The sequence below is a fragment of the Pseudomonas sp. RIT-PI-r genome, assembly GCF_001297015.1.
Classification (GTDB): Bacteria; Pseudomonadota; Gammaproteobacteria; order Pseudomonadales; family Pseudomonadaceae; genus Aquipseudomonas.
This window is the reverse complement of the sequence record NZ_LIGE01000036.1, coordinates 34157-59397: the sequence shown is the minus strand read 5'-3', so window position 1 is coordinate 59397 and position 25241 is coordinate 34157. Positions and strand designations below refer to the sequence as shown.

General features: G+C 61.2%; 11 protein-coding genes. 4 read left to right on the top strand and 7 right to left on the bottom strand.

Annotated features, from left to right (window positions below; translation table 11 throughout):
* Window positions 1–40: 40 nt before the first annotated feature.
* The 6 genes from AK821_RS20640 to AK821_RS20615 all read right to left on the bottom strand — a co-directional run bounded on the left by AK821_RS20640 (window position 41) and on the right by AK821_RS20615 (window position 8381).
* Entirely contained in the window at window positions 41–2002 is a 1962-nt protein-coding gene (locus tag AK821_RS20640; RefSeq protein WP_064391357.1) for an acetyl-CoA carboxylase biotin carboxylase subunit, read from the bottom strand.
* A gap of 110 nt (window positions 2003–2112) precedes the next feature.
* Window positions 2113–2910, bottom strand: coding sequence for an enoyl-CoA hydratase/isomerase family protein (locus tag AK821_RS20635; protein WP_064391356.1), 798 nt, complete (start codon window positions 2908–2910; stop codon window positions 2113–2115).
* Entirely contained in the window at window positions 2907–4064 is a 1158-nt protein-coding gene (atuD, locus tag AK821_RS20630) for a citronellyl-CoA dehydrogenase (RefSeq protein WP_064391355.1), read from the bottom strand. Before atuD ends, AK821_RS20635 begins: the two co-directional genes overlap by 4 nt.
* Before the next feature lie 30 nt (window positions 4065–4094).
* Entirely contained in the window at window positions 4095–5711 is a 1617-nt protein-coding gene (gene atuC, locus AK821_RS20625; RefSeq protein WP_064391354.1) for a geranyl-CoA carboxylase subunit beta, read from the bottom strand.
* A 3-nt stretch (window positions 5712–5714) separates the two neighbouring features.
* Entirely contained in the window at window positions 5715–6584 is an 870-nt protein-coding gene (locus AK821_RS20620) for an SDR family oxidoreductase (protein ID WP_064391353.1), read from the bottom strand.
* A gap of 12 nt (window positions 6585–6596) precedes the next feature.
* Window positions 6597–8381, bottom strand: a complete 1785-nt coding sequence (locus tag AK821_RS20615) for an acyclic terpene utilization AtuA family protein (RefSeq protein WP_064391352.1) — start codon at window positions 8379–8381, stop codon at window positions 6597–6599.
* Window positions 8382–8565: 184 nt separating this feature from the next.
* On the opposite strand from AK821_RS20615, the gene AK821_RS20610 reads away from it, so the two are divergent.
* The 3 genes from AK821_RS20610 to AK821_RS20600 all read left to right on the top strand — a co-directional run bounded on the left by AK821_RS20610 (window position 8566) and on the right by AK821_RS20600 (window position 11180).
* Complete coding sequence (locus AK821_RS20610; RefSeq protein ID WP_064391351.1) at window positions 8566–9189, top strand: TetR/AcrR family transcriptional regulator; 624 nt, start codon at window positions 8566–8568, stop codon at window positions 9187–9189.
* A 92-nt stretch (window positions 9190–9281) separates the two neighbouring features.
* Window positions 9282–10079 carry a substrate-binding periplasmic protein gene (locus AK821_RS20605; RefSeq protein ID WP_064391350.1) on the top strand — a complete coding sequence of 266 codons (798 nt, stop codon included), beginning with the start codon at window positions 9282–9284 and terminating at the stop codon, window positions 10077–10079.
* 87 nt (window positions 10080–10166) lie between these two features.
* On the top strand, window positions 10167–11180 hold the full coding sequence (locus tag AK821_RS20600) for a GNAT family N-acetyltransferase (RefSeq protein ID WP_064391349.1): 1014 nt from the start codon (window positions 10167–10169) through the stop codon (window positions 11178–11180).
* Between the two features lie 109 nt (window positions 11181–11289).
* Here the strand turns inward: AK821_RS20600 and AK821_RS20595 are convergent, their stop codons facing one another.
* A complete protein-coding gene (locus AK821_RS20595; RefSeq protein WP_008088195.1) occupies window positions 11290–11844 on the bottom strand; it encodes an RNA polymerase factor sigma-70 in 555 nt (184 codons plus the stop codon).
* Window positions 11845–12214: 370 nt separating this feature from the next.
* Between AK821_RS20595 and AK821_RS20590 the strand changes: the two genes are divergently transcribed.
* On the top strand, window positions 12215–25213 hold the full coding sequence (locus AK821_RS20590) for a non-ribosomal peptide synthetase (protein ID WP_064391348.1): 12999 nt from the start codon (window positions 12215–12217) through the stop codon (window positions 25211–25213).
* Window positions 25214–25241 lie beyond the last annotated feature (28 nt).

Sequence of the window (25241 nt, the reverse complement as noted above, 5' to 3'; positions counted from 1 at the left end):
ATTCAGAGCGTAGCCAAACCCTGCATTTGCGCTCGGCTGACTACTCGACCTGCAACAGAACCTGACGATTTTTTACCTGATCGCCGACCTTGACCTGCACCCGCTTGAGCACGCCGTCGATGCCGGCCTTGAGCGGGTGCTCCATTTTCATTGCCTCCAGCACCACCAGCAATTGACCTTTGCTGACCGGGCTGCCTTCGCTGACCAGTACGTCGACGATGGCACCGTCCATCGGTGCTTTCAAGGTGCCGGAACTGACGCTGGTCTGACTGTCGATCACCGCGTGAGTTCGATCCTCCAGCCGCAGGGCGCCGGGATGGGTGAACAGCCAGAGTTGACCGGCATCGAGTCGATAGGCGTGACGCTGGCGCAAGCCGTCGATTTCCAGCGTCACCGACTGGGTATCGTGGTTGATCAGTTTCAATTCGAGAGTGCGTTCGGCGACCTTCACCTTGAACACGCCTTGCGGTTCAGCAAGCAGTTGCAGGTTCCAGTTCTGAGTGTCGAGACCGAGGCGGTAAAGCAGCGGCACGCTGGCGTTATTGCGCCAACCGGAAAGCGGTTTGCGGTGGATGAGGGCGCTGGTTTGATAAAACAGCACCGCGGCGATGGCCAGATCTTCTTCACTCGGCGCGTATGGATGCAGGCAGGGGTGATCGCTGAAATGCTGCCCGATGAAGTCTGTGCTGAAGTTGCCACTGATGAACTGTGGGTGTTGCAGCACGCTGACCAGCAAGCGCTGATTGCTTTGCACACCGAGCAGCACCGTGTCCTGCACCGCGCGCAGGAGTTTGCGTCGTGCCTCCTCGCGAGTGGCGCCGTGGGCGACCAGTTTGCCGAGCATCGGGTCGTAGAACGGGCTGATCAGTTGCCCTTCGCGCAGGCCATGATCAATGCGTGTGCCGTGTTGCTGCGCCGGCTCCCACGCCGTGATGCGGCCGGTTTGTGGCAGAAAACCCTGTGTTGGGTCTTCGGCATAGAGTCGCACTTCCATTGCATGGCCGCTGAGTTGGACTTGATCCTGAGTCAGCGGCAACGGCTGCCCCTCGGCAACCAACAGTTGCCACGCTACCAGGTCCAACCCGGTGATCAGTTCGGTCACCGGATGTTCGACCTGCAAGCGAGTATTCATCTCCAGAAAATAGAACTGCCCACGCGCATCGAGCAGAAACTCCACGGTGCCAGCGCCGACATAATTCACCGCGCGTCCGGCTTTCAGTGCCGCCTGGCCCATGGCCTGACGCAACTCGGCGGTCATCACCGGGCAGGGCGCTTCTTCGATGACTTTCTGGTGACGCCGCTGTACCGAGCAATCGCGTTCGCCAAGGTAAATCAGGTTGCCCTGATGATCGCCGAACAATTGCACTTCGACGTGACGCGGCTCGATCAACGCCTGTTCGAGGATCAGTTCGTCGCAGCCAAAACCGTTCAATGCTTCTGAACGTGCGGTGCGCAGTTGTGCCGGTAAATCAGCGCCATCGTGGACCAGACGCATGCCGCGACCGCCGCCACCGGCACTGGCCTTGATCATCAACGGGTAGCCGATGCGTTCGGCTTCGCGCAGCAGGGTCGTGTCGTCCTGTTCGGTGCCTTGATAACCGGCGATGCAGGGCACGCCGGCGGCGAGCATGGCGATTTTCGACTGACGTTTGCTGCCCATCAATTCGATGGCTGCGACGCTGGGGCCGATGAAGGTCAAACCGGCTTGTTCGCAGGCGCGGGCGAACTCGGCGTTTTCCGAGAGGAAGCCGTAGCCGGGATGGATGGCGTCGGCGCCGCTGCGACGAGCGGCGTCAAGGATCGCCGGAATATTCAGATACGACTGCTGCACCGGGGACGGGCCAATGTGTACGGCTTGATCGGCCATTTGTACGTGCAGGGCATCGGCGTCGGCGTCGCTGTAGACGGCGACGGTGCGGTAACCCAACGCCTGGGCGGTGCGCTGGATGCGGCAGGCGATTTCACCGCGGTTGGCGATCAGGATTTTATGGAGGGTTGGCATGGTGGGTTTCCTGAGGTTTTGGCGGTGGATGTGGAGGCCTCATCGCGAGCAGGCTCACTCCTACAGGGGAACGCATTTCAAATGTAGGAGTGAGCCTGCTCGCGATGCTTTCAGGTAGCCCACCGCGGTTTACGCTTCTGCACAAAAGCCATGGTGCCCTCGATCCCTTCTTCCCCCGTCACCGCCTCGGCAAACCACTGCGCCGCCTCATCAAGCAGTTCACTCGAAGGCTGCCCGGCACTGGCCAACAACAATTTCTTGGTCATCGCATTCGCCTGCGGCGCACAACACAGCACATGTTGCAGCACCTCATCCAAACGTTCGGCCAGTGCCTGCGGATCCTGCTCGACAAAATGCACCAGCCCCAGACGTCGTGCCTGATGCCCGTCAAAACGCGCTGCCGTTAGCGCCAACCGACGGGTTTCGGTCAGGCCGATGCGCTGGACCACAAACGGTGCGATCTGCGCCGGCAGCAAACCCAGACTGGTTTCCGGCAGACCGAATTGCGCCTGGTGATCGGCAATGGCGATATCGCTGACACAGGCCAGACCGAAACCACCACCGAGCACTGCGCCTTGCAGCACGGTGATCAGCACTTGCGGCGCGTGCTGCGCCTCTTCCAGCAAAGCACCAAAAGCGCGATTCAAATCACAGTAAGCATCCACACCCTGAGCACGAGCACTGGCCATGTCCTTGATGTCGCCACCGGCACAGAAATGCCCGCCGGCACCGCTGAGCACCAATGCGCGAACGCTGCGGTCATCGCGTACGCAGGCCAGCACCGCGCGCAATTCGCTGACCATCTGCAAGCTCATCGCATTGCGGCTGTCCGGGCGATTGAGGGTGATGTGCAGCACGCCGCCATGCAGTTCCAGCAACAGCGTCTGGCAATCGGGCAGGCTGCTCATTTCTTTTTCCCCGGCAGAATGCCCATCAGTTTGCAGATGATCCCCAGCATGATTTCGTCGGCGCCGCCGCCAATCGACACCAGTCGAACATCGCGATAGGCGCGGGCCACCGGGTTGTCCCACATGAAACCCATGCCGCCCCAATATTGCAGGCAACTGTCGCTGACTTCGCGACCCAGACGCCCGGCCTTGAGCTTGGCCATCGACGCCAGTCGCGTCACGTCCTGGCCTTTCACATACTGCTCGGTGGCCTGATAGACCAGCGCGCGCAGGCATTCGATTTCGGTCTGCAATTCGGCGAGGCGGAAGTGGATCACCTGATTGTCGATCAGCGCATTGCCGAAGGTTTTGCGCTCCTTGCAGTACTCGATGGTGCTGTCGACGCAATACTCGAGACCCTTGATCATGTTCGCCGCGCCGAACAGACGTTCCTCCTGGAACTGCAGCATCTGCATCATGAACCCGGCGCCTTCGTGGCCGACGCGATTGCGTTGCGGCACGCGCACGTCGTCGAAAAATACCTGAGCGGTTTCCGAACTGCGCATGCCCAGTTTGTCCAGGTGCGAACTGAGGCTGATCCCCGGCGTGTTCATCGGCACCATGATCAGCGACTTGTTGATGTGCGGTTTGTCGTCCGAAGTGTTCGCGAGCAGGCAGATGAAATCGGCGCTCGGCGAGTTGGTGATCCACATCTTGCTGCCGTTGATCACGTAGTCGTCACCGTCCTTGCGCGCGGTGGTTTTCAGCCCGGCCACGTCGGAACCGGCGCCGACTTCAGAAACACCGATGCAGCCAACCTGCTCACCAGTGATCGCCGGGCGCAGAAATTCTTCGCGCAACTCATCGGAACCGAAGCGGGCGAGGGCTGGCGTGCACATGTCGGTCTGCACACCGATCGACATCGGAATGCCGCCGCAATGAATAGTGCCGAACTCCTCGGCGGCGACAATCGAATAGCTGTAGTCGAGGCCCATGCCGCCGAATTTTTCCGGTTTGGAAATGCCGAGCAGACCGAGGTCGCCAGCCCTGCGGAAAATCTCGTGGATCGGAAAGCGTCCGGCCTTTTCCCATTCATCGACGTGTGGATTGATCTCGTGCTCGACGAACTGGCGGACGGTACGGCGCAGGGCTTCGTGTTCCGGGGTGAAGATCATTGTTATTGTTCTCCGTAAAATCCGTGGCGGTCAGAACCGGCTGACGCCGAAGCTGTTGGGTTGCAGCGTGCGAATGTCGGCTTCGTGGCAGATGTCCAGCAAGTAGCCGAGCAGGGTGCGCGTGTCGCGTGGATCGATCAGCCCGTCATCCCACAGGTTGGCGCTGCCGTAGAGGGCGGTGGATTGGCTGTCGAGTTTTTGTGCGGTGACCTGTTCGAGCATGTCGAGCATCTTCGTGTCTGGCGTCAAACCATCTTTGAGCTGCTTGGCTTCGGTGACGATGCGCAAGACTTTGCCGGCCTGCGCGCCGCCCATCACTGCCGTGCGGCTGTTCGGCCAGGCGAAGATGAAGCGTGGATCGAGTCCGCGTCCGCACATCGCATAGTTGCCGGCACCGTAAGAGCCGCCGACGACTATCGTCAGTTTAGGCACCCGCGCGTTGGCCACCGCTTGAATCAGTTTCGAGCCGTGCTTGATCACGCCTTGCTGTTCCGATTCGGTGCCGACCATGAAGCCGGTGGTGTTGTGGAAAAACAGCAGCGGCGTCTGGCTCTGGTCGCACAACTGAATGAACTGCGCTGCCTTGCTCGCGCCGTTCGGGGTGATCGGGCCGTTGTTGCCGATGAAACCGCAAGCGCGGCCCTGAATCTTCAATTGACCACAAATTGTCTGTTGATCGAACTCGCCCTTGAATTCGACGAAGCAGGATTCGTCGGCAATGCGCGCGATGATTTCGCGCACGTCATAAGGCTTTTTCGGATCGTCGGGGATCAACCCGAGCAGTTCTTCGATCGGGTAGAGCGGCTCTTTGTATTGTGGCTCCGGCAGCCACGGCAATTGTTCGTTCCACGGCAACATACGGAGAATTTCACGCACCTGACGCACGCCATCGGCATCGTTTTCCGCCAGGTATTCAGCCGTGCCGGCAACCTGTGCGTGCATCTCCGCGCCACCAAGTTCTTCATCGGTGGCGACTTCGCCGGTGGCTGCTTTCAACAGTGGCGGGCCGGCCAGAAACAGCTTGGCCTTGCCGCGCACCACCACCACGTAGTCCGACAGCCCCGGCTGATAGGCGCCGCCCGCCGTGGCCGAGCCGTGCACAACGGTGATCTGCGGCAAGCCCATCGCTGACATGCGCGCCTGATTGGCAAAACTGCGTGCGCCTTCGACGAAAATGTCCGCTGCGTAATTGAGGTTGGCACCGCCGCTTTCGGCGAGGGTGATCACCGGCAGTTTGTTTTCCTGGGCGATCTGTTGCAGGCGCAGGGATTTTTTCAAGCCGCTTGGCGAAATGGTGCCGCCCTTGATCGCGCTGTTGTTGGCCACGACCATCGCGCGGATGCCGCAGACGTAACCGATGCCGGCGATCAGCCCGCCGCCGGCCGAGCTGCCGTCCTTGTCGTCATGCAATTTGTAGCCGGCGAGGCTGGCCAGTTCGAGGAAGGGTGCACCGGGATCGAGCAACAGGTTCAAGCGTTCGCGGGGCAGCAATTGCCCGCGTTTGTCGAATTTCCCTTTGGCTTCGGCGGCCTTGTTCAGCAGGTTCTGTTCGAGTTGCTGGACGTGTTCGATGGCCGTGAGCATCGCCGCACGGTTGCGCGCAAAAGCCTCGCTGTGCGGGTCGAGTTGGGACTGGATCTGCGGCATGGCTTACTCCTTGTCCTTCAGCACGTCTGGAAGGTAGGCGCGGTGGAAACCATTGAACGATTCGCTGTGAGTCGCCTTGTGCAGCGGCCATGCACGGCTGCCGAGGCTGGCTGCACCATCGATTTTCAAGGTGCTGCCACTGATGAACGCCGCCGCCGGGCTGAGCAGAAACACAATCGCCGCGCTGACTTCCGATTCGGTGCCGATGCGCTTGAGTGGCACATGCTCGCGCAGGGTTGGAATCACCGCTTTGAACGCGCCTTCGTAAGTGTCCATACCGCTGGAGGCGATCCAGCCCGGCGCCACCGCGTTGACCCGCACCCCGGCGTAACCCCATTCGAACGCGGCGGTCTTGGTGAAGTTGTCCATGCCCGACCGCGCCGCACCCGAGTGGCCCATGCCGGGCATGCCGCCCCACATGTCGGCGAGCATGTTGACGATGTTGCCGCCGTGTTTGCTCATCGACTGGTTGAACACTTCCCGCGCCATCAGGAAACCGCCAACGAGGTTGGTGCGCAGCACGGTTTCGAAACCTTTCTGATTGATCGAAGCCAATGGCGACGGGTATTGGCCGCCAGCATTGTTGACCAGACCGTGGATCGGCCCGTGCTCGGCAATCAGTTCTTTCACCAATTGCTTCACCGCTTCTTCATCGCGGATATCGCAGGCCTTCCAGTGCGCGCGGCCCCCGTCTTCGGCGATTTCAGCGGCGACCTTTTGCAGCTTTTCCGGTTTGCGCCCGACCAGCAGCACATTGGCACCAAGCGCCGCCAGTTCATGGGCGGTGCAGCGACCAATGCCGCTGCCACCGCCGGTGACGATGATGGTCTGGCCGCTGAACAGATCAGCGTTGAAAATCGACGCGTAAGCCATGCAAACCCTCCTCTAGTCGAGCTGTTCGGCGATGCCCTGCGGCACCGGGATCTGGATTTCCAATAGTTGTTGGGCGAAGGCTTTGCCTTGCGGGTCGATGCGCAGGCTGGCCACGCCACCGCCGCCGAGTGCGTTTTCCAGGAGAAAGTTGAGGCTGTGGGTGCCGGGCAGATACCAGCGCTCGACCCGGCCATGGATCGGGTCGAGTACGTGGCGCATCCAGTCGACGATCACCGCCGGGGTCAGTGCTTCGGCGATCCACGGCAAGTATTCGGGTTTACGTGGCAGCACGCCGATGTTGCTGTGATTGCCCTTGTCTCCGGAGCGCGCCACGGCGAGTTTTACCAAGGGCACGCTGGCATCGGCGCGGCCCTGGGGTTTCGGTGGCTGCCGGGCAATAGGCAAATCTCCGCTGTCGAGTGCCTCCTGCGAGGGCAGGGTGCAAGGATGGCGTTCGCCGGCAATGTCGACTTGCAAGGTGCAGGTGGTTTTCTCGATCAGGAATGAGAACAGGCGGATGAGCGGGTACACCGTTGGCCGTCCCCCGACGATGCCGGTCAGCCCCGGGGCCATGCCGGTCGCGGCTTGGGCAATTTCGCGGGAGAACAGCACCAGCGCCTGTTTGTTCGGGTGGCGCACAGCGATTTTGATCACCACTTCGCGGCTGTCGCGACGCTGGCCATGGGGGCCGTAGGTGGCTTCGCTGCCGAGCAGTTCGATGCTGGTTTCGCTGTAGGCTGGCCAGCCGCGCTGGCTGAACATCTCTGCGGTTTTGTCGATGATTGCCTGGCTGACACGCTGCGCTTTTTCCACCGCATCGATGCCGGCGATCAGGCAACTGGCAGTGCAGCGAAAGCCATCCGGCCAGGTCGCGCTGACTTTGTATCTGTCGCCTGGCGGAAGCCCTTTGGCGCCATGCACATGGACGGCGTTTTTGCCTCGCTGCTGAAGCCTGACTTCAGTGAAATCGCAGACTACATCGGGTAACAGATACGCCTGTGGGTCGCCTATCTCATAGAGCAACTGTTCGCCGACCGTCAGCGGCGTGACCAGTCCACCGGAATTTTCGGGTTTGCTGACGATGAACTGGCCGTCGGCACTGACTTCAACGATCGGAAAACCGATGTGTTCGTAATCCGGAACGTCGCGCCAATCGGTGAAATTGCCACCGGTGCATTGCGCGCCGCATTCGATGATGTGCCCGGCCAGCGCGGCCTGGGCGAGTTTGTCGTAGTCGTGCCACGACCAGCCGAACTCGTGCACCAGTGCCGCGCTGACCACCGCGCTGTCGACCACCCGCCCGGTAATGACAATGTCGGCGTCCAGGCGCAGGGCTTCGACGATCCCCGGTGCGCCGAGGTAGGCGTTGGACGACACGCACATCGGCGGCAGCGGTGCACCGCTGAACATCTCGCGGATGCCACTGAGTTGTTTGAGTTGCGGTTGCAGGTCATCGCCGAGCAGTACGGCGATTTTCAGTGTTACTCCGGCCTTGTCGCAGGCCGCTTGCAATGCGGCGGCGCAGGCAAGTGGATTGACGCCACCGGCGTTGCTGATGACGCGGATATTCTGTTCCGCCAGCTGTGGCAGCAGCGGCGTCAGGACTTCGATGAAGTCGCCGGCGAAACCCGCCTGCGGATCTTTCATACGTGCGCCGGCCATGATCGACAGGGTGATCTCGGCCAGGTAATCGAACACCAGATAATCCAGGCGCCCTCCGGCCACAAGCTGAGCAGCGGCGGTAGACGTGTCACCCCAGAATGCACTGGCGCATCCGATACGGACGGTGGTTGGCATTTTTATCTCCGACTCAGAAACCTGCGACAGAAGTGTCTTGAGGCTACCAAGCAAGCGCTTGGTTTGTAAATGGCTAAGATTATCTTCTGCCCAAGCGCTTGCTTGGTCGTCGCTGGCGGCTTAAATTGCGCGCAACCCTGCGGTTTCAGGGGGCAACAGACTGATCGACTGTAGGAGAGAACGGGTGGACGAGCAAAAAGCCCTGAGGGTCATGCGCGAATTGGTCGACGAAGGTCAGTTGACCGACCCGGACAGCGCTCGCGGCAAATTGCTGCAAGTGGCGGCTCACCTGTTCCGTAACAAAGGTTATGAACGCACCACGGTGCGTGATCTGGCCGGCGCAGTCGGTATTCAGTCGGGGAGCATTTTTCATCACTTCAAAAGCAAGGATGAAATTCTCCGCGCGGTGATGGAGGAAACCATCCGCTACAACACCGCGTTGATGCGTGCGGCACTCGCCGAAGCCGGCAATGTGCGCGAGCGCGTGCTGGCGCTGATTCGCTGCGAACTGCAGTCGATCATGGGCGGCAGCGGCGAAGCGATGGCGGTACTGGTTTACGAATGGCGCTCGTTGTCCGAGGACGGTCAGGCCAAAGTCCTGGCGTTGCGCGATGTTTATGAAGACCTCTGGCTGCAAGTGCTCGGCGAAGCCAAGGCGCACGGTTTGATCCGCGGCGACGTATTTATTACCCGACGTTTCCTCACTGGCGCGTTGTCCTGGACCACCACCTGGTTCCGTGCCGGCGGTGGCTTGAGCCTTGAGCAACTGGCGGAGGAGGCGTTGATTCTGGTCCTCGAAGAGCGTTGAACGACTTTCTATCCGGCCGGGAAACTGGCTAACTGGGCGAAACCGCCTAGCTTGAATGCAATGATCGGTATTTTTTCGGGGAGTGGGGTGTTTTGAAGTCTTCGCCAATTCGGACGGCCGCGGGTTTTTTGCTCGCCGCTCTGACGGCATCATGCTTGTTGCCTGTCCAGGCAGCGCAACTGGTTCGGGTTGGCGCGGCACACTTCCCGCCATACACCATTCGCCCGGAAAATGGTGCCGACACCGGTCTGCTGCCGCAACTGGTCGAGGCCTTGAACGGGCTGCAAAGCGACTATCAGTTCGTCCTCGTACCGACATCGATTCCGCGACGTTTTGGTGATTTCAAGCAGGGCCGGATCGACATGGCGATCTTCGAGAACCCGGAATGGGGCTGGAAGGATATTCCCCACACCGACGTCGATATGGGCCTTGAAGACGCCGAAATTTTCGTCGCGCAACGCGAAGACGGTCGTCAGCAAAGTTACTTTGCGAGCCTCACCGGCAAGCGTCTGGCACTGTTCAGCGGGTATCACTACGAATTCGCCAACTTCAACGCGGACCCCAAGTTCCTCGCACAGAACTTCAATGCCACGTTGACCTATTCCCACGACAGCAACCTGCTGATGGTGCTGCGCGGACGCGCCGATATCGCCCTGGTCACCCGCTCGTATCTGAGCGATTACCTGCTGCGTAATGAAAAAGTCCGTGATGAGCTGCTGGTCTCGCAGCGCGTCGATCAGGTCTATCACCACTACGCGATTCTGCGGCCGACCGCGCCGATCAGCGGTGAGGCATTTGCCAGACTGCTCCAGGGGTTGCGCGACAACGGTGAAATGCTGAAGATTTTCGAGCCATACAAGATTGCCGTGGTACCGGTGCCTCACCACTGAGGCATTGATTTCCCTGCAAAGCCTAAATTTCTCATTCCGGATCACGTCCCATCGTTGAACTGTCGACGATTATCGTGAGCCCGACCCATGTCCAATCTGAATGACCTGACTGCCCTTGCGTTGCCTTCGGGCAGTCATCTGATCGCTGATGCCACCGAAAGCCGTCTGAGCCTGAGCCTGGACGGACGACCGCTGATTCGTCTGCGCCTTGATCGTGAGGTCAAAGGGCCGATCCAGATCGATGAGCGTTTTGCCTTGCCGCCAGGGCAAGCGCTGTGGGCCGCCTGTTATTGGTTGTTCGCCCGCGATCCTGACTGCCAGCAATTGACCTGGCAACTGGATCAGCCGCCGACTGAAGCGCTGCTCAGCGGTTTGCTGGCAAGCACTGAAGTGGCCGGTGAATATCGCTGCGAGCGCACGCTGTTCTGGCAACTGCCGCAACCGTGGCTCGGAACCTCGCTGAGCGGCAGCTACCCGCAGCAAATGGTCATCAGCCAGGGCAAGCGCCATCCGCTGCGACCGGTGAAGCCGCGGGGTGAAGTGTATCGGCGTTTCGACGCGCGCCTTGGTGCGTGGATTTCCCTGCGAACGGTGGAGATCGAAGAAGATCTGTCACGTTTCAATCGCTGGCAGAACAGTCCGCGGGTAGCCAGTTTCTGGCAGGAGGAGGGCAGCCTCGAAAAACATCGCGAGTACCTGAGCAAGCTCGATGCCGATCCGCACACGCTGACACTGATCGGCTGTTTCGATGATCAGCCGTTCGCTTATTTCGAAGCCTATTGGGCGAAGGAAGATCGGATTGCGCCGTTCTACGATGCCGACAATTACGATCGCGGCATTCACATGCTGGTGGGCGAAGAAGATCACCGCGGTCCGCACAAAGTGGCGAGCTGGTTATCGGCGCTGGTGCATTACCTGTTTCTCGATGATCCGCGCACCCAGCGTGTGGTCGCCGAGCCCCGCGCCGACAACGCGAAGATGATTGGCCATATGCAGAATCAGTGCTTCCACTGCGAGAAGGAGTTCGATTTCCCGCACAAGCGCGCGGCGCTGATGATGCTGGGGCGTGAGCGGTTTTTTGATCGGTGCAAATTGGCCTGAGGTGATTTAAAAGCAAAAGATCGCAGCCATCGGCAGCTCCTGCAGAGGAATGCATTTCCTTGTAGGAGCTGCCGAAGGCTGCGATCTTTTTCTATCTGGCCATGTGGTCTTAACGACGACCCGCAATCACCGCATCCCGCCGACTGCCCGAGACCTTGCGGCAGTGCACCAGTGCATCACGAATCATGAAGTTGACCAGGGTCGGCGATACGCCGAGTTCCTTGGCGATGTCCTTTTGCGGCACGCCGTGCAGGCGGTACATTTCGAACGCATAGCGAGTGCGGCTGGGCAGTTCGGTCAGCGCGTCGGCGATGTGTTCCAGGGTCGAAAAATTGATGTGTGAGGTTTCCGGCGAAGCACCCTGAATGACCACGTTCAGCCCTTCCTCTTCAGGGCCGGAGTATTTCTGTTCCAGCGCCTGTTTGCGGTAGTGATCAATGGCGAGGTTGCGCACGATCTGGAACAGATAACTCAGTTGGGCCTTGATCGACGAGGTGATCGGCGGTGCCGACTGCAGTCGGAAAAATGCGTCCTGCACCACGTCTTCGGCACGTGAGCGGCAGCCGGTAATGCGGGCTGCAATTTTGACCAGAATCAGTCGATTGTCGACGAATGCCTGAAGTAGCGGTGAATCGCACCTGCTTGTGGATACTTGTTCCGTCATGGAAATCACCTTGCTGCCAAATAGGTTAGTGGGACGCCTGGGGGGACGGGGCCGTCCTACACATCGAGCGACAAATTATGTTGAATGATAATGATTGTCAAATGAGAAAAAGAATTAATGATCCAAATCGGTGCGTTGTGAGAACTGCGACACGCCGCCACACCCCGTCCCCGTTGGCGATCCAGCCTGCCGACTAATTATTTCAAGACGTCATCCGTTCTCATTGGTGAATGGTTCCGGGTACAGAGTCCCGGCCAGACAGCATTCCAGTGCCTTGCGCGGTCGGCGTAGACCGCGCCCTGCATGCCCTCGAAGGGCGTGACACAGCAACCCGATTCCACTCGCAAGCCGAATTCAGGCAGGAAACCTCATGACCGACGCGTTCGAACTCCCCAGCACCCTGGTCCAAGCCCTCCAGCGCCGCGCGGCCCTGACGCCGGATCAACTGGCCTTGCGTTTTCTCGCTGAAACCGAGGAGCAGGGCGTGGTGCTCAGTTACCGCGAGCTGGATGAACGCGCGCGCACCATAGCGGCAGCACTGCAGGCCCAGGCTGAGTTCGGCGATCGCGCAGTGCTGCTGTTTCCCAGCGGCCCGGACTATGTCGCGGCGTTCTTCGGTTGCCTGTACGCGGGCGTGATCGCCGTGCCGGCTTATCCGCCGGAGTCCGCGCGTCGTCATCACCAGGAGCGCCTGCTGTCGATCATCGCCGACGCTGAACCACGTCTGCTGCTGACCAGCGCCGACCTGCGTGACGCTTTGCAGCAGATCGAAGGCGCGCCCCCGTTGCTGTGCGTCGATACGCTCGACAGCGCACAGGCCGAAAACTGGGTCGAACCGAACCTGCCGCAAGACCACATCGCCTTCCTGCAATACACCTCCGGCTCCACCGCGCTGCCCAAAGGCGTGCAGGTCAGCCACGGCAATCTGGTCGCCAATGAACTGCTGATCCGTCACGGTTTCGGCATCGACGTGAACCCGGATGATGTGATCGTCAGTTGGTTGCCGCTGTATCACGACATGGGTTTGATCGGCGGTCTGCTGCAACCGATCTTCAGCGGCGTGCCGTGCATTCTGATGTCGCCGGCGTACTTCCTTGGTCGTCCACTGCGCTGGCTCGAAGCGATCAGCCAATACGGCGGCACCATCAGTGGCGGGCCGGATTTTGCCTACCGCTTGTGCAGCGAACGGGTCAGTGAATCGGCCCTTGAACGTCTCGACCTGAGTCGCTGGCGCGTAGCCTATTCCGGGTCTGAGCCGATTCGTCTCGACACCCTCGAACGCTTCGCCGAGAAGTTCACTGCGTGCGGTTTCAGTGCTGATAACTTCATGGCCTCGTACGGTCTGGCCGAGGCGACGTTGTTCGTCGCCGGCACCCCGCGCGGCACCGGCATCCCGGCATTGCGGGTGGATGATCAAGCATTGGCGCAAAACCGCGCCGAGCCGGGCGAGGGCAGCCCGATCATGAGTTGCGGCATCAGTCAGCCGGAACACGCGGTGCTGATCGTCGAGCCGAGCACGCTCGTAGAACTCGCCGATAACGCCGTCGGTGAAGTCTGGGCGGCCGGTCCGAGCATCGCCCACGGTTACTGGCGCAACCCCGAAGCCAGCGCCAAGACCTTCGTCCAGCATGCCGGCCGCGCCTGGCTGCGCACCGGTGACCTGGGCTTCATGCGCAACGGTGAGCTGTTCATCACCGGTCGCCTGAAAGACATGCTGATCGTGCGCGGCCACAACCTGTATCCGCAGGACATCGAGAAGACCGTCGAGAACGAAGTGGAAGTGGTGCGCAAGGGCCGCGTCGCCGCATTTGCGGTCAGTCAGGATGGTGAAGAGGGCATCGGCATCGCGGCGGAAATCAGCCGCAGCGTGCAGAAAATCCTCCCGCCGGAAGCCTTGATCAAAGCCATTCGCCAAGCGGTGGCCGAGGCGTATCAAGAGGCGCCAAGCGTGGTGGTGCTGCTCAATCCGGGCGCGCTGCCGAAAACCTCCAGCGGCAAATTGCAGCGTTCGGCGTGCCGCAATCGCTTGGCCGATGGCAGCCTCGACAGCTACGCCGTATTCCCGTCGACAGTAACTGAAGACCAAGAGTCGACCGCCAGCGCCTCCGAACTCGAAGCACTGATCGGCAAGCTCTGGGCCGAACAACTCAACGTCAAACAGGTCAACGCCGACGACCACTTCTTCCTGCTTGGCGGCAACTCGATTGCTGCCACGCAAGTGATCGCCCGGGTCCGTGAAGAACTTGGCCTTGAGCTGAACCTGCGTCTGTTGTTCGAAGCGCCGACGCTGTCGGCATTTGCCGCTGCGGTGGCGCAACAGCAGCAGGACGGCGGCAACGCCCAAGGCGCGATCGGCGCGTTGTCGCGCAACGAGCCGATGCCGCAATCGCTGGCGCAAAACCGTTTGTGGATCACCTGGCAACTCGACCCGCAGAGCAGCGCCTACAACATTCCCGGCGGCCTGCGCTTGCGCGGCGAGCTCGATGAAGACGCCTTGCGCGCCAGCTTCCAGCAACTGATCGAACGCCACGAATCGCTGCGCACACGCTTCTTCGAGCGCGACGGCGTCGCCCTGCAACACGTCGATGCCGCCGCTGAATTCAACCTGCAACTGATCGACATCAGCGACCTGCCGGCCCATGAGCGCGAAGCGCGCGCGCAGCAAATCCGCGAAGACGAAGCACGCAGCCAGTTCGACCTGGAACAAGGCCCGCTGCTGTGGGTGACGCTGGTGCGTCTCGATGACGAAGATCACCAACTGCTGGTGACCCTGCACCACATCATCGCCGACGGCTGGTCGCTGAATGTATTGATCGACGAGTTCTCGCGCCTGTACGCCGCCGCTTCGCAAGGTGCGATTGCCAGCCTCGCGCCGCTGCCAACTCAATATGCCGACTACGGCAGCTGGCAGCGCCAATGGCTGGCGCAAGGCGAGGGCGAACGGCAACTGGCGTATTGGAAAGCGCAGTTGGGTGACGAACATCCGGCGCTGGAATTGGCCACGGATCACCCGCGTTCGGCTCAACACGTTCACAGTGCCGCCCGCCACACCGTGCGTCTGGGTGTGAGCCTCAGCGATGCGATCCGCACCACCGCGCAGGCGCATCAATCGACGCCGTTCATGCTGCTGCTCTCGGCATTCCAGAGCCTGCTGCACCGCTACAGCGGTCAGCGCGACATTCGCATCGGCGTGCCCAACGCCAACCGTCCGCGCCTGGAAACCCAAGGCCTGATCGGCTTTTTCATCAACACTCAGGTGCTGCGCGCCGAGATCGATTCGCGCCTGTCATTCGTCGAACTGCTGGCCCAGACCCGCCAAGCCGCGCTCGGTGCCCAGGCGAATCAGGATCTGCCCTTCGAACAGTTGCTCGAAGCGTTCCCGCAGGCCCGCGAACAAGGTCTTTTCCAGGTCATGTTCAACCACCAGCAGCGCGATTTGAGTGCACTCAAGCGTCTGCCGGGTCTGCTTGCTGAAGAATTGCCGTGGCACAGCCGCGAAGCCAAGTTCGACCTGCAATTGCATAGCGAAGAAGACCGTAACGGTCGCCTGACCCTGTCGTTCGACTACGCCAGCGAACTGTTCGACGCCGCGACCATCGGGCGTCTGGCCGAACACTTCAGCAACCTGCTGCGCGAAGTTTGCGAACGTCCGGAGCAAGCGATTGGCGATCTGCAACTGCTCACCGTCGGCGAATACAATCAGCAAAAAGACTGGAGCGTCGCCCCGTGCACCCCGGCGCAACAGTGGCTGCCAGAGTTGCTCAATGAACAGGCGCGCCTCACGCCGGAACGCACCGCGCTGGTGTGGGACGGCGGCAGCTTCGACTTCGCCGAACTGCACACCCAGGCCAATCGCCTCGCGCATTACCTGCGCGACAAAGGCGTCGGCCCGGACGTTTGTGTAGCCATCGCCGCCGAGCGTTCGCCGCAACTGCTGATCGGTCTGCTGGCAATCATCAAGGCCGGCGGCGCTTACGTGCCTCTGGACCCGGACTACCCGGCGGATCGTCTGGCCTACATGCTCAGCGACAGCGGCGTCGAACTGCTGCTGACCCAGACCGAATTGCTCGACCGCTTGCCGGCCAGCGACGGCGTCAGTGTTATCGCCATGGACGCGCTGCACCTGGAAAACTGGCCGAGCCAGGCGCCGGGCCTGCACCTGTACGGCGACAACCTCGCCTACGTGATCTACACCTCGGGTTCCACCGGCCAACCGAAAGGTGTCGGCAACACCCACGCGGCACTGGCCGAACGTCTGCAATGGATGCAGAACACTTACGCACTGAATGAAACGGATGTGCTGATGCAAAAGGCACCGATCAGTTTCGACGTCTCGGTGTGGGAATGCTTCTGGCCGTTGATCACCGGTGCGCGCCTGTTGATTGCCAGCCCGGGTGAACACCGCGATCCGCACCGCATCGCGCAACTGGTTCAGGAATATGGCGTGACCACGCTGCACTTCGTGCCGCCGCTGCTCTCGCTGTTCATCGATGAACCGCTGAGCGCCGAATGCACCAGCCTGCGCCGGGTATTCTCCGGCGGTGAAGCGCTGCCGGCCGAACTGCGTAACCGCGTGCTGGCGCAACTGCCGGCGGTGCAATTGCACAACCGTTACGGCCCGACCGAAACCGCGATCAACGTCACCCACTGGCATTGCACCACGGCCGATGGCGAACGCTCGCCGATCGGTCGTCCGTTGGGCAACGTGATTTGCCGCGTGCTCGATGCCGATCTCAATCCAGTGCCGGCCGGTGTGCCGGGTGAACTGTGCATCAGCGGCATCGGTCTGGCCCGTGGTTACCTCGGCCGTCCATCGTTGACCGCAGAGCGTTTTGTCGTCGATCCGCTGGGCGAGCAGGGCGCACGTTTGTACCGTACCGGCGACCGTGCGCGCTGGACGTCTGACGGCGTGATCGAATACCTCGGCCGTCTCGATCAACAGGTCAAACTGCGTGGCTTCCGCGTCGAACCGGAAGAAATCGAAGCACGTTTGCTAGCGCAGGACGGCGTCGCCCAAGCCGTGGTGCTGGTGCGTGAAACCGCTGCCGGCGCGCAGCTGATCGGCTACTTCACCGCCACCGATGCCAGCGAAAATCATGACGAGCAAATCACCCGGCTGAAAACCGCACTGGCCGCCGAGCTGCCGGAATACATGGTCCCGGCGCAATTGATGCGTCTTGACGCAATGCCCCTCAGCCCAAGCGGCAAACTCGACCGCCGCGCGCTGCCCGAGCCGCAATGGCAAGTACGTGAACACGTCGAGCCGGTGACTGAGCTGGAACAGCAGATCGCCGCGATCTGGCGCGAAGTCCTTGGCCTTACCCAAGTCGGTCTGCGCGACGACTTCTTCGCCCTCGGCGGTCATTCGCTGCTGGCCACGCAAATCATCTCGCGCACCCGTCAGGCCTGCGACGTCGAGCTGCCGTTGCGCGCCTTGTTCGAGCACAGCGAACTCGGTGATTTCTCCGAACAGATCCGCCTGATCCAGGCCAGCGGCCGCACCAACAAACAGCCGCCGATCGACAAGGTTGATCGCAGCAAACCGGTGCCGCTGTCCTACTCGCAACAGCGCATGTGGTTCCTCTGGCAGATGGAGCCGGACAGCCCTGCGTACAACGTCGGTGGCATGGCGCGCTTGCGCGGCGTGTTGCACGTCGAGCGTTTCGAGGCCGCATTGCAAGCGCTGATCCTGCGCCACGAAACCCTGCGCACCACGTTCCCGAGTGTCGACGGCGTCGCCCGTCAGCAGGTGCATGCCGAAACCGGCGTGCGTATGGGCTGGAAGGATTTCTCGAAGATTGCCGCCGATCTGCGCGAGCAACAGGTTCAGCAATTCGCCGATGAAGAAGCGCATCTGCCGTTCGATCTGGAAACTGGCCCGCTGCTGCGCGCCTGTCTGGTGAAGACCGCCGAGCAGGAACATTACTTCGTGCTGACCCTGCACCACATCGTCACCGAAGGCTGGGCGATGGATATCTTCGCCCGCGAACTCAGCGCACTGTACGAAGCGTTTGTCGACGACCGCGATTCGCCGCTGGAGCCGCTGCCGGTGCAGTACCTCGACTACAGCGTCTGGCAGCGCCACTGGCTGGAATCCGGTGAGCGTCAACGCCAACTCGATTACTGGACGGCGCAACTCGGTCGCGAACATCCGCTGCTGGAATTGCCCGGCGACCGCCCGCGTCCGCCGGTGCAAAGCCACCAGGGCGAGCTGTTCCGTTTCGACCTGAGCGACGACCTCGCCGCGCGGGTTCGTGCGTTCAATGCGCAAAACGGTCTGACCCTGTTCATGACCATGACCGCCGCGCTCGCCACCCTGCTTTACCGCTACAGCGGCCAGACCGATCTGCGCATCGGCGCGCCGGTGGCCAACCGTATTCGTCCGGAAAGTGAAGGGCTGATCGGTGCTTTCCTCAACACTCAAGTGCTGCGCTGCCAGCTCGACGGCATGATGTCGGTCGGCGAATTGTTCGAGCAGGTGCGCCACACCGTGATCGAAGGCCAATCGCATCAGGATCTGCCATTCGATCATCTGGTTGAAGCGTTGCAGCCGCCGCGCAGTGCCGCGTACAACCCGCTGTTCCAGGTGATGTGCAACGTGCAACGCTGGGAATTCCAGCAGAGCCGCATGCTCGCCGGTATGACCGTCGAGTACCTGGCCAACGATGCGCGGGCGACCAAGTTCGACCTCAATCTGGAAGTCACCGACCTCGATCATCGCCTCGGTTGCTGCCTGACGTACAGCACCGATCTGTTCGACGAGCCGACCATCGCGCGCATGGCCAAACATTGGCGCAACTTGCTGGAAGCGCTGATCGCCGATCCGCAACAGCGCCTCAGTGAATTGCCGCTGCTCGAGCAGCCCGAGCAACAGCAGTTGCTCGACAGCCTCGGCATCGCGCCGGGCGAGCATCGTCTTGACCAGTGCATCCATCATCTGTTCGCCGAACAAGCGCTGGCGCGCAAAGACGCACCGGCCCTGACCTTCGCCGGGCAGACCCTGAGCTACGCCGAACTCGACGCCCGCGCCAATCGTCTGGCCTGGGCCCTGCGTGAGCGTGGCGTTGGCCCGCAAGTGCGCGTTGGTCTGGCGCTGGAACGTTCGCTGGAAATGGTCATCGGCCTGCTGGCGATTCTCAAGGCTGGCGGTGCGTATGTGCCGCTGGACCCGGAATACCCGCTCGACCGTCTGCATTACATGATCGAAGACAGTCGCATTGGCCTGCTGCTCAGCGATCGCGCGATGTTCAAAGCCCTCGGCGATCTGCCGGCGAGCGTGGCGCGTTGGTGTTTGGAAGACGACAGCGTGGAGCTGGCTGATTACCCGGCCACTGAACTGCCGTTTATCAGCCTGCCGCAACATCAGGCGTACCTGATTTACACCTCGGGCTCGACCGGCAAGCCGAAAGGCGTGGTGGTCTCCCACGGCGAAATCGCCATGCATTGCCAAGCAGTGATCGAGCGTTTCGGCATGCGTGCGGACGATTGCGAACTGCACTTCTATTCGATCAACTTCGACGCCGCGACTGAGCGTCTGTTGGTGCCGCTGCTCAGTGGCGCGCAGGTGGTATTGCGCGCGCAGGGTCAGTGGGACGCGGAAGAAATCTGCGGTCTGATCCGCACGCATAAAATCAACGTGCTCGGTTTCACCCCGAGCTACGGCAGCCAGTTGGCGCAGTTCCTCTCGACGCAAAATGAAATTCTGCCGGTGCGGATGATCATCACCGGCGGCGAAGCGTTGACCGGTGAACATCTGCAACGCATTCGTGCAGCGTTCAAACCGGCGATGTTCTTCAACGCCTACGGCCCGACGGAAACCGTGGTCATGCCGCTGGCCAGTCTGGCGCCGGAGGTGCTGGAAGAGGGCGCGGGCAGTGTGCCGATCGGCAGCGTGATTGGCGCGCGTATGGCGTACATTCTCGACGCCGATCTGGCGCTGGTGCCGCAAGGCGCGACCGGTGAATTGTTCATCGGCGGCGCCGGTCTGGCCCAGGCCTACCATGACCGTCCAGGCATCACTGCCGAACGTTTTGTCGCTGACCCGTTCGCCACCGATGGCGGGCGCATGTACCGCACTGGCGACCTGGTGCGGCAGCGTGCCGATGGTTTGGTGGAGTATCTGGGGCGAATCGACCATCAGGTGAAAATCCGGGGTTTCCGTATCGAACTGGGCGAAATCGAAACGCGCCTGCTCGATCACGATTCGATCCGCGAAGCCGTGGTGCTGGCACTGGATGCGCCGAGCGGCAAACAACTGGTGGGCTATCTGGTCAGCGAAATCGCCGAGCAAAGCGAAACGAAACAGGCAGAGCTGCGTGAGGCGCTGAAATCGCACCTCAAGGCGCAACTGCCGGATTACATGGTGCCGACGCACCTGATTTTGCTCGCGAGCATGCCGCTGACCGCCAACGGCAAACTCGACCGCCGCGCGTTGCCAGCGCCGGATCCGGAGCTGAATCGTCAGGACTACGTTGCGCCGAGCAATGAACTTGAGCAGACCCTGGCGCAGATCTGGTGCGCGGTGCTCAACGTTGAACAGGTTGGCCTCAACGATAACTTCTTCGAACTGGGCGGCGACTCGATTCTGTCGATTCAAGTAGTCAGCCGTGCGCGCCAGCAGGGTATTCATTTCAGCCCGCGTGATCTGTTCCAGCATCAGACCGTGCAGACCCTCGCCGCTGTGGCCAGCCGCACCGAGCGGGTGACGGCGGAGCAAGGCTTGGTGGTTGGTGAATCGCGTCTGACGCCGATTCAGCATTGGTTCTTCGACACGGAAATTCCGGAGCGTCAGCACTGGAACCAGGCGCTGTTGCTGGAGCCGACCGTGACCCTCGAACCGCACCGTCTGGAGCAGGCGTTGTTGGCGGTGATCGAGCAGCACGACGCCCTGCGTCTGCGCTTTACCGAGGCCAACGGCGAGTGGCAAGCCACGCACCAAGCGGTGTCCGATGCCGCTGTCTTGTGGCAAGTGCGCGTGACCTCGATGGACAAGTGCGAAGCGCTGTTCGCCGATGCTCAACGCAGCCTCGATCTGCAAAATGGTCCGCTGGTGCGCGCCGTGCTGGTCGATGGCCCTGAAGGTCAGCAACGCCTGTTCATCGCCATCCATCACTTGGTGGTCGACGGCGTCTCGTGGCGCGTATTGCTCGACGATGTGCAAACCGTTTACCGCCAACTCGACGCCGAACAAGCGGTGAAACTGCCGGCGAAAACCAGTGCCTTCAAGGATTGGGCAGCGCGTCTGCAGGCCTACGCCGGCAGCGAATCCCTGCGTGAAGAACTCAATTGGTGGCAGACCCAACTGGCCGGTCAGAACGCCGATTTGCCGTGCGAAAACCCACAGGGCGGCCAGCACAATCGTCATGCGCAAACCGTCAGCGTGCGCCTCGATGCCGAGCACACCCGGCAGTTGCTGCAACAAGCGCCGAGCGCTTATCGCACTCAGGTTAACGATCTGTTGCTGACCGCATTGGCGCGCGTGCTGTGCCGCTGGAGCGGGCAGCCGTCGGCGCTGATTCAACTGGAAGGCCACGGCCGCGAAACGCTGTTCGACGAGATCGATCTGACTCGAACCGTCGGCTGGTTCACCAGCGCTTATCCGCTGCGCCTGACCCCGCACAACATCGAAGAAGCTGCAGGGCAGGGCGCTTCGATCAAGGCGATCAAGGAGCAACTGCGTGCCGTGCCGCACAAAGGTCTGGGTTATGGCGTGCTGCGATATCTCGCCGATGACCTCAGCCAGCGCAGCATGGCCGCGCTGCCGAACGCGCCGGTCACCTTCAACTACCTCGGTCAGTTCGACCAGAGTTTCGGCAGTGATGCGCTGTTCCGTCCGCTGGATGAGCCGGTCGGTGCTGCCCACGATCCGCAGGCGCCATTGCCGAACGAACTGAGCATCGACAGTCAGGTCTACGGCGGTGAATTGCTCCTGCGCTGGACCTTCAGCGGCGAGCGTTACGAGGCGCAGACCATCAACGATCTAGCCGATGCTTATATCGGTGAACTGCAAAGCCTGATCGCCCATTGCCTGCAAGACGAGGCCGGTGGCCTGACGCCGTCGGACTTCCCGTTGGCCAGACTGACTCAGGCGCAACTGGATGCCTTGCCGGTACCGGCCGCGCACATCGAAGACGTCTATCCGCTGACGCCGATGCAGGAAGGCATGTTGCTGCACACCCTGCTCGAACCGGGCACCGGTCTGTACTACATGCAGGATCGCTACCGCATCAACAGCGAACTCGACGCCGAGCGTTTCGCCCAGGCGTGGCAAGCGGTGATCGCCCGTCACGAAGCGCTGCGCGCCTCGTTCTGCTGGAACGTTGGCGAAGACATGCTGCAAGTGATTCACACGCCGGGTCGCACGCCGATCGAGTATCTGGACTGGAGCGCCATCGCTGAAAGCGAGCAGGAACCGCAGCTGCAAACGCTGCTGAAAAACGAGCGCGAGGCTGGTTTCAATCTGCTCAATCAGGCACCGTTCCACCTGCGCCTGATCAAGGTCGGCGCGGCGCGTTACTGGTTCATGATGAGCAACCACCACATCCTTATCGATGCCTGGTGTCGCTCGCTGTTGATGAACGACTTCTTCGAGATCTACACCGCGATGGGCGAGGGTCGTGAAGCGCAACTCGCCGTGCCGCCGCGTTATCGCGATTACATCGGCTGGCTGCAACGCCAGAGCCTCGCCGAAGCGCGGAACTGGTGGCAGCAGAACCTGCAAGGCTTCGAGCGCACCACGCCGATCCCGAGTGACCGGCCATTCCTGCGCGAACATGCTGGCGAAAGCGGCGGCATGATCGTTGGCGACCGCTACACCCGTCTTAATGTCGAGGACGGTGCACGTCTGCGTGAACTGGCGCAGGCCCATCAGCTGACCATCAACACCTTCGCCCAAGCGGCGTGGGCCTTGGTACTGCGGCGCATGAGCGGCGATCGTGATGTGCTCTTCGGCGTCACCGTGGCCGGGCGCCCGGTGGAAATGCCGGAGATGCAACGCACCGTTGGCCTGTTCATCAACAGTATTGCGCTGCGGGTGCAGATGCCTGCAGACGATCAGCGCAGCAGTGTGCGTCAGTGGCTGAGCGGTTTGCTCGACAGCAACATGCAGCTGCGCGAGTACGAATACCTGCCGCTGGTGAACATCCAGGAACAAAGCGAATTGCCGAAAGGCCAGCCACTGTTCGACAGTCTGTTCGTCTTTGAAAACGCCCCGGTGGAAGTCTCGGTACTGGACCGTGCGCAGAGTCTCAACGCGACGTCGGATTCGGGCCGTACCCACACCAACTTCCCGTTGACGGCAGTGTGCTACCCGGGCGACGACCTTGGCCTGCACCTGTCTTATGATCAGCGTTACTTCGATGAAACGACCATCGAGCGCATGCTCGGCGAGTTCAAGCGTCTGCTGCTGGCGCTGGTCGATGGCTTCCATGGCGACATGGCCGATCTGCCGCTGCTGGGTACCGAGGAAGAGGATTTCCTGTTGCACGGTTGCAACCAGAGTGCCCACGACTATCCGCTGGAGCAGAGCTACGTGGCGCTGTTCGAAGCGCAGGTCGCTGCGCATCCGCAGCGTATCGCCGCGACGTGCCTTGATCAGCAACAGAGCTACGCCGAGCTGAACCACAACGCCAACCGTCTCGGCCATGCACTGGTCGCCGCGGGTGTGCAGATGGATCAACCGGTGGCACTGCTCGCCGAACGTAATCTCGATCTGCTCGGCATGATCATCGGCAGCTTCAAGGCCGGTGCCGGTTATCTGCCGCTGGATCCGGGCCTGCCGAGCCAGCGTCTGCAACGCATCATCGAGCTGAGCCGCACGCCGGTGCTGGTCTGCACTCAAGCGTGCGTTGAACAGGCGCAGACCTTGCTGGATGAATTCAGCTGCGCCAATCGCCCACGCTTGCTGGTGTGGGAAGAGATTCAAACGGCGGCGACATCGGCACAGGACTTGGGCATCTATAGCGGCCCGGACAACCTCGCTTACGTGATCTACACCTCGGGCTCAACTGGCTTGCCGAAAGGCGTGATGGTCGAGCAGCGCGGCATGCTCAATAACCAGTTGAGCAAGGTGCCATATCTGAACCTGAGCGACGCCGACGTCATCGCCCAGACCGCATCGCAAAGCTTTGATATTTCGGTTTGGCAGTTCCTCGCCGCGCCGCTGTTCGGTGCGCGGGTGGACATCGTGCCGAACACCATCGCCCACGATCCGCAAGGTTTGCTGGTGCACGTGCAAGCGCAGGGCATCACCGTGCTGGAAAGCGTGCCGTCGCTGATTCAGGGCATGCTCGCCTCGGAGCGACTGAGCCTCGATGGTCTGCGCTGGATGTTGCCGACCGGTGAAGCCATGCCGCCAGAACTGGCGCACCAGTGGCTGTTGCGTTACCCGGACATCGGTCTGGTCAACGCTTACGGACCGGCGGAGTGTTCGGATGACGTGGCGTTTTTCCGTGTCGACTTGGCCTCGACGCGCGGCAGCTATTTGCCGATCGGTACGCCGACCGACAACAACTTGTTGTACTTGGTCGATGGCGCGCTGGAGTTGGTGCCGTTGGGCGCGGTGGGTGAGTTGTGTGTCGCGGGCACCGGCGTTGGTCGCGGTTATGTCAGCGATCCGTTGCGCACCGCGCCGGTGTTTGTGCCGAACCCGTTCGGTGCGCCGGGCGAGCGTCTGTATCGCACCGGTGACCTGGCGAGGCGCCGCAGTGACGGTGTGCTGGAATATGTTGGCCGGGTTGACCACCAGGTGAAAATTCGTGGTTACCGCATCGAACTGGGTGAGATCGAAGCGCGCCTGCATGAACAGCCGGAAGTGCGCGATGGTGCGGTCGGTGTGCAGGAGGGTGTCAACGGTAAGCACCTGGTCGGCTATCTGGTCGCCGCCGATTCGGCACTCAATCCGAGCGAACGCCTGGAGCGGATCAAACAGCGCCTGCGCGCCGAATTGCCGGAATACATGGTGCCGCTGCACTGGTCGTGGCTCGACCAACTGCCGCTGAATGCCAACGGCAAACTCGACCGCAAAGCCTTGCCGGCACTGGAAATCGGCCAGTTGCAGAGCCAGCACTATCTGGCGCCGCGCAATGATCTTGAGCAGACGCTGGCTGATATTTGGGCTGAGGTGCTGAAGGTCGAGCAGGTCGGGGTGCGCGACAACTTCTTCGAGTTGGGCGGGCATTCGTTGCTGGCCACGCAAATCGCTTCGCGGGTGCAGAAATCCCTGCAACGTGATGTGCCGCTGCGGGCGATGTTCGAGTGCAGCACAGTGGAGGAGTTGGCCGAGTACATTGATGGACTGGCGGCGAGTGATATCACTGAAGAGAAGGTTGATCGGTTGAATGATCTGATGGCGGAGCTGGAGGGTCTGTAGTTTTTTCGGTGTCTGTACCGGCCTCATC

Excerpts from the sequence above, each read along its gene's own strand:
- AK821_RS20620 (WP_064391353.1), bottom strand. The coding sequence starts at position 6,584 with ATGGCTTACGCGTCGATTTTCAACGCTGATCTGTTCAGCGGCCAGACC.
- atuD (WP_064391355.1), bottom strand. The coding sequence starts at position 4,064 with ATGATCTTCACCCCGGAACACGAAGCCCTGCGCCGTACCGTCCGCCAG.
- AK821_RS20600 (WP_064391349.1), top strand. The coding sequence starts at position 10,167 with ATGTCCAATCTGAATGACCTGACTGCCCTTGCGTTGCCTTCGGGCAGT.
- AK821_RS20640 (WP_064391357.1), bottom strand. The coding sequence starts at position 2,002 with ATGCCAACCCTCCATAAAATCCTGATCGCCAACCGCGGTGAAATCGCC.
- AK821_RS20595 (WP_008088195.1), bottom strand. The coding sequence starts at position 11,844 with ATGACGGAACAAGTATCCACAAGCAGGTGCGATTCACCGCTACTTCAG.
- AK821_RS20590 (WP_064391348.1), top strand. The coding sequence starts at position 12,215 with ATGACCGACGCGTTCGAACTCCCCAGCACCCTGGTCCAAGCCCTCCAG.
- atuC (WP_064391354.1), bottom strand. The coding sequence starts at position 5,711 with ATGCCGCAGATCCAGTCCCAACTCGACCCGCACAGCGAGGCTTTTGCG.
- AK821_RS20615 (WP_064391352.1), bottom strand. The coding sequence starts at position 8,381 with ATGCCAACCACCGTCCGTATCGGATGCGCCAGTGCATTCTGGGGTGAC.
- AK821_RS20635 (WP_064391356.1), bottom strand. The coding sequence starts at position 2,910 with ATGAGCAGCCTGCCCGATTGCCAGACGCTGTTGCTGGAACTGCATGGC.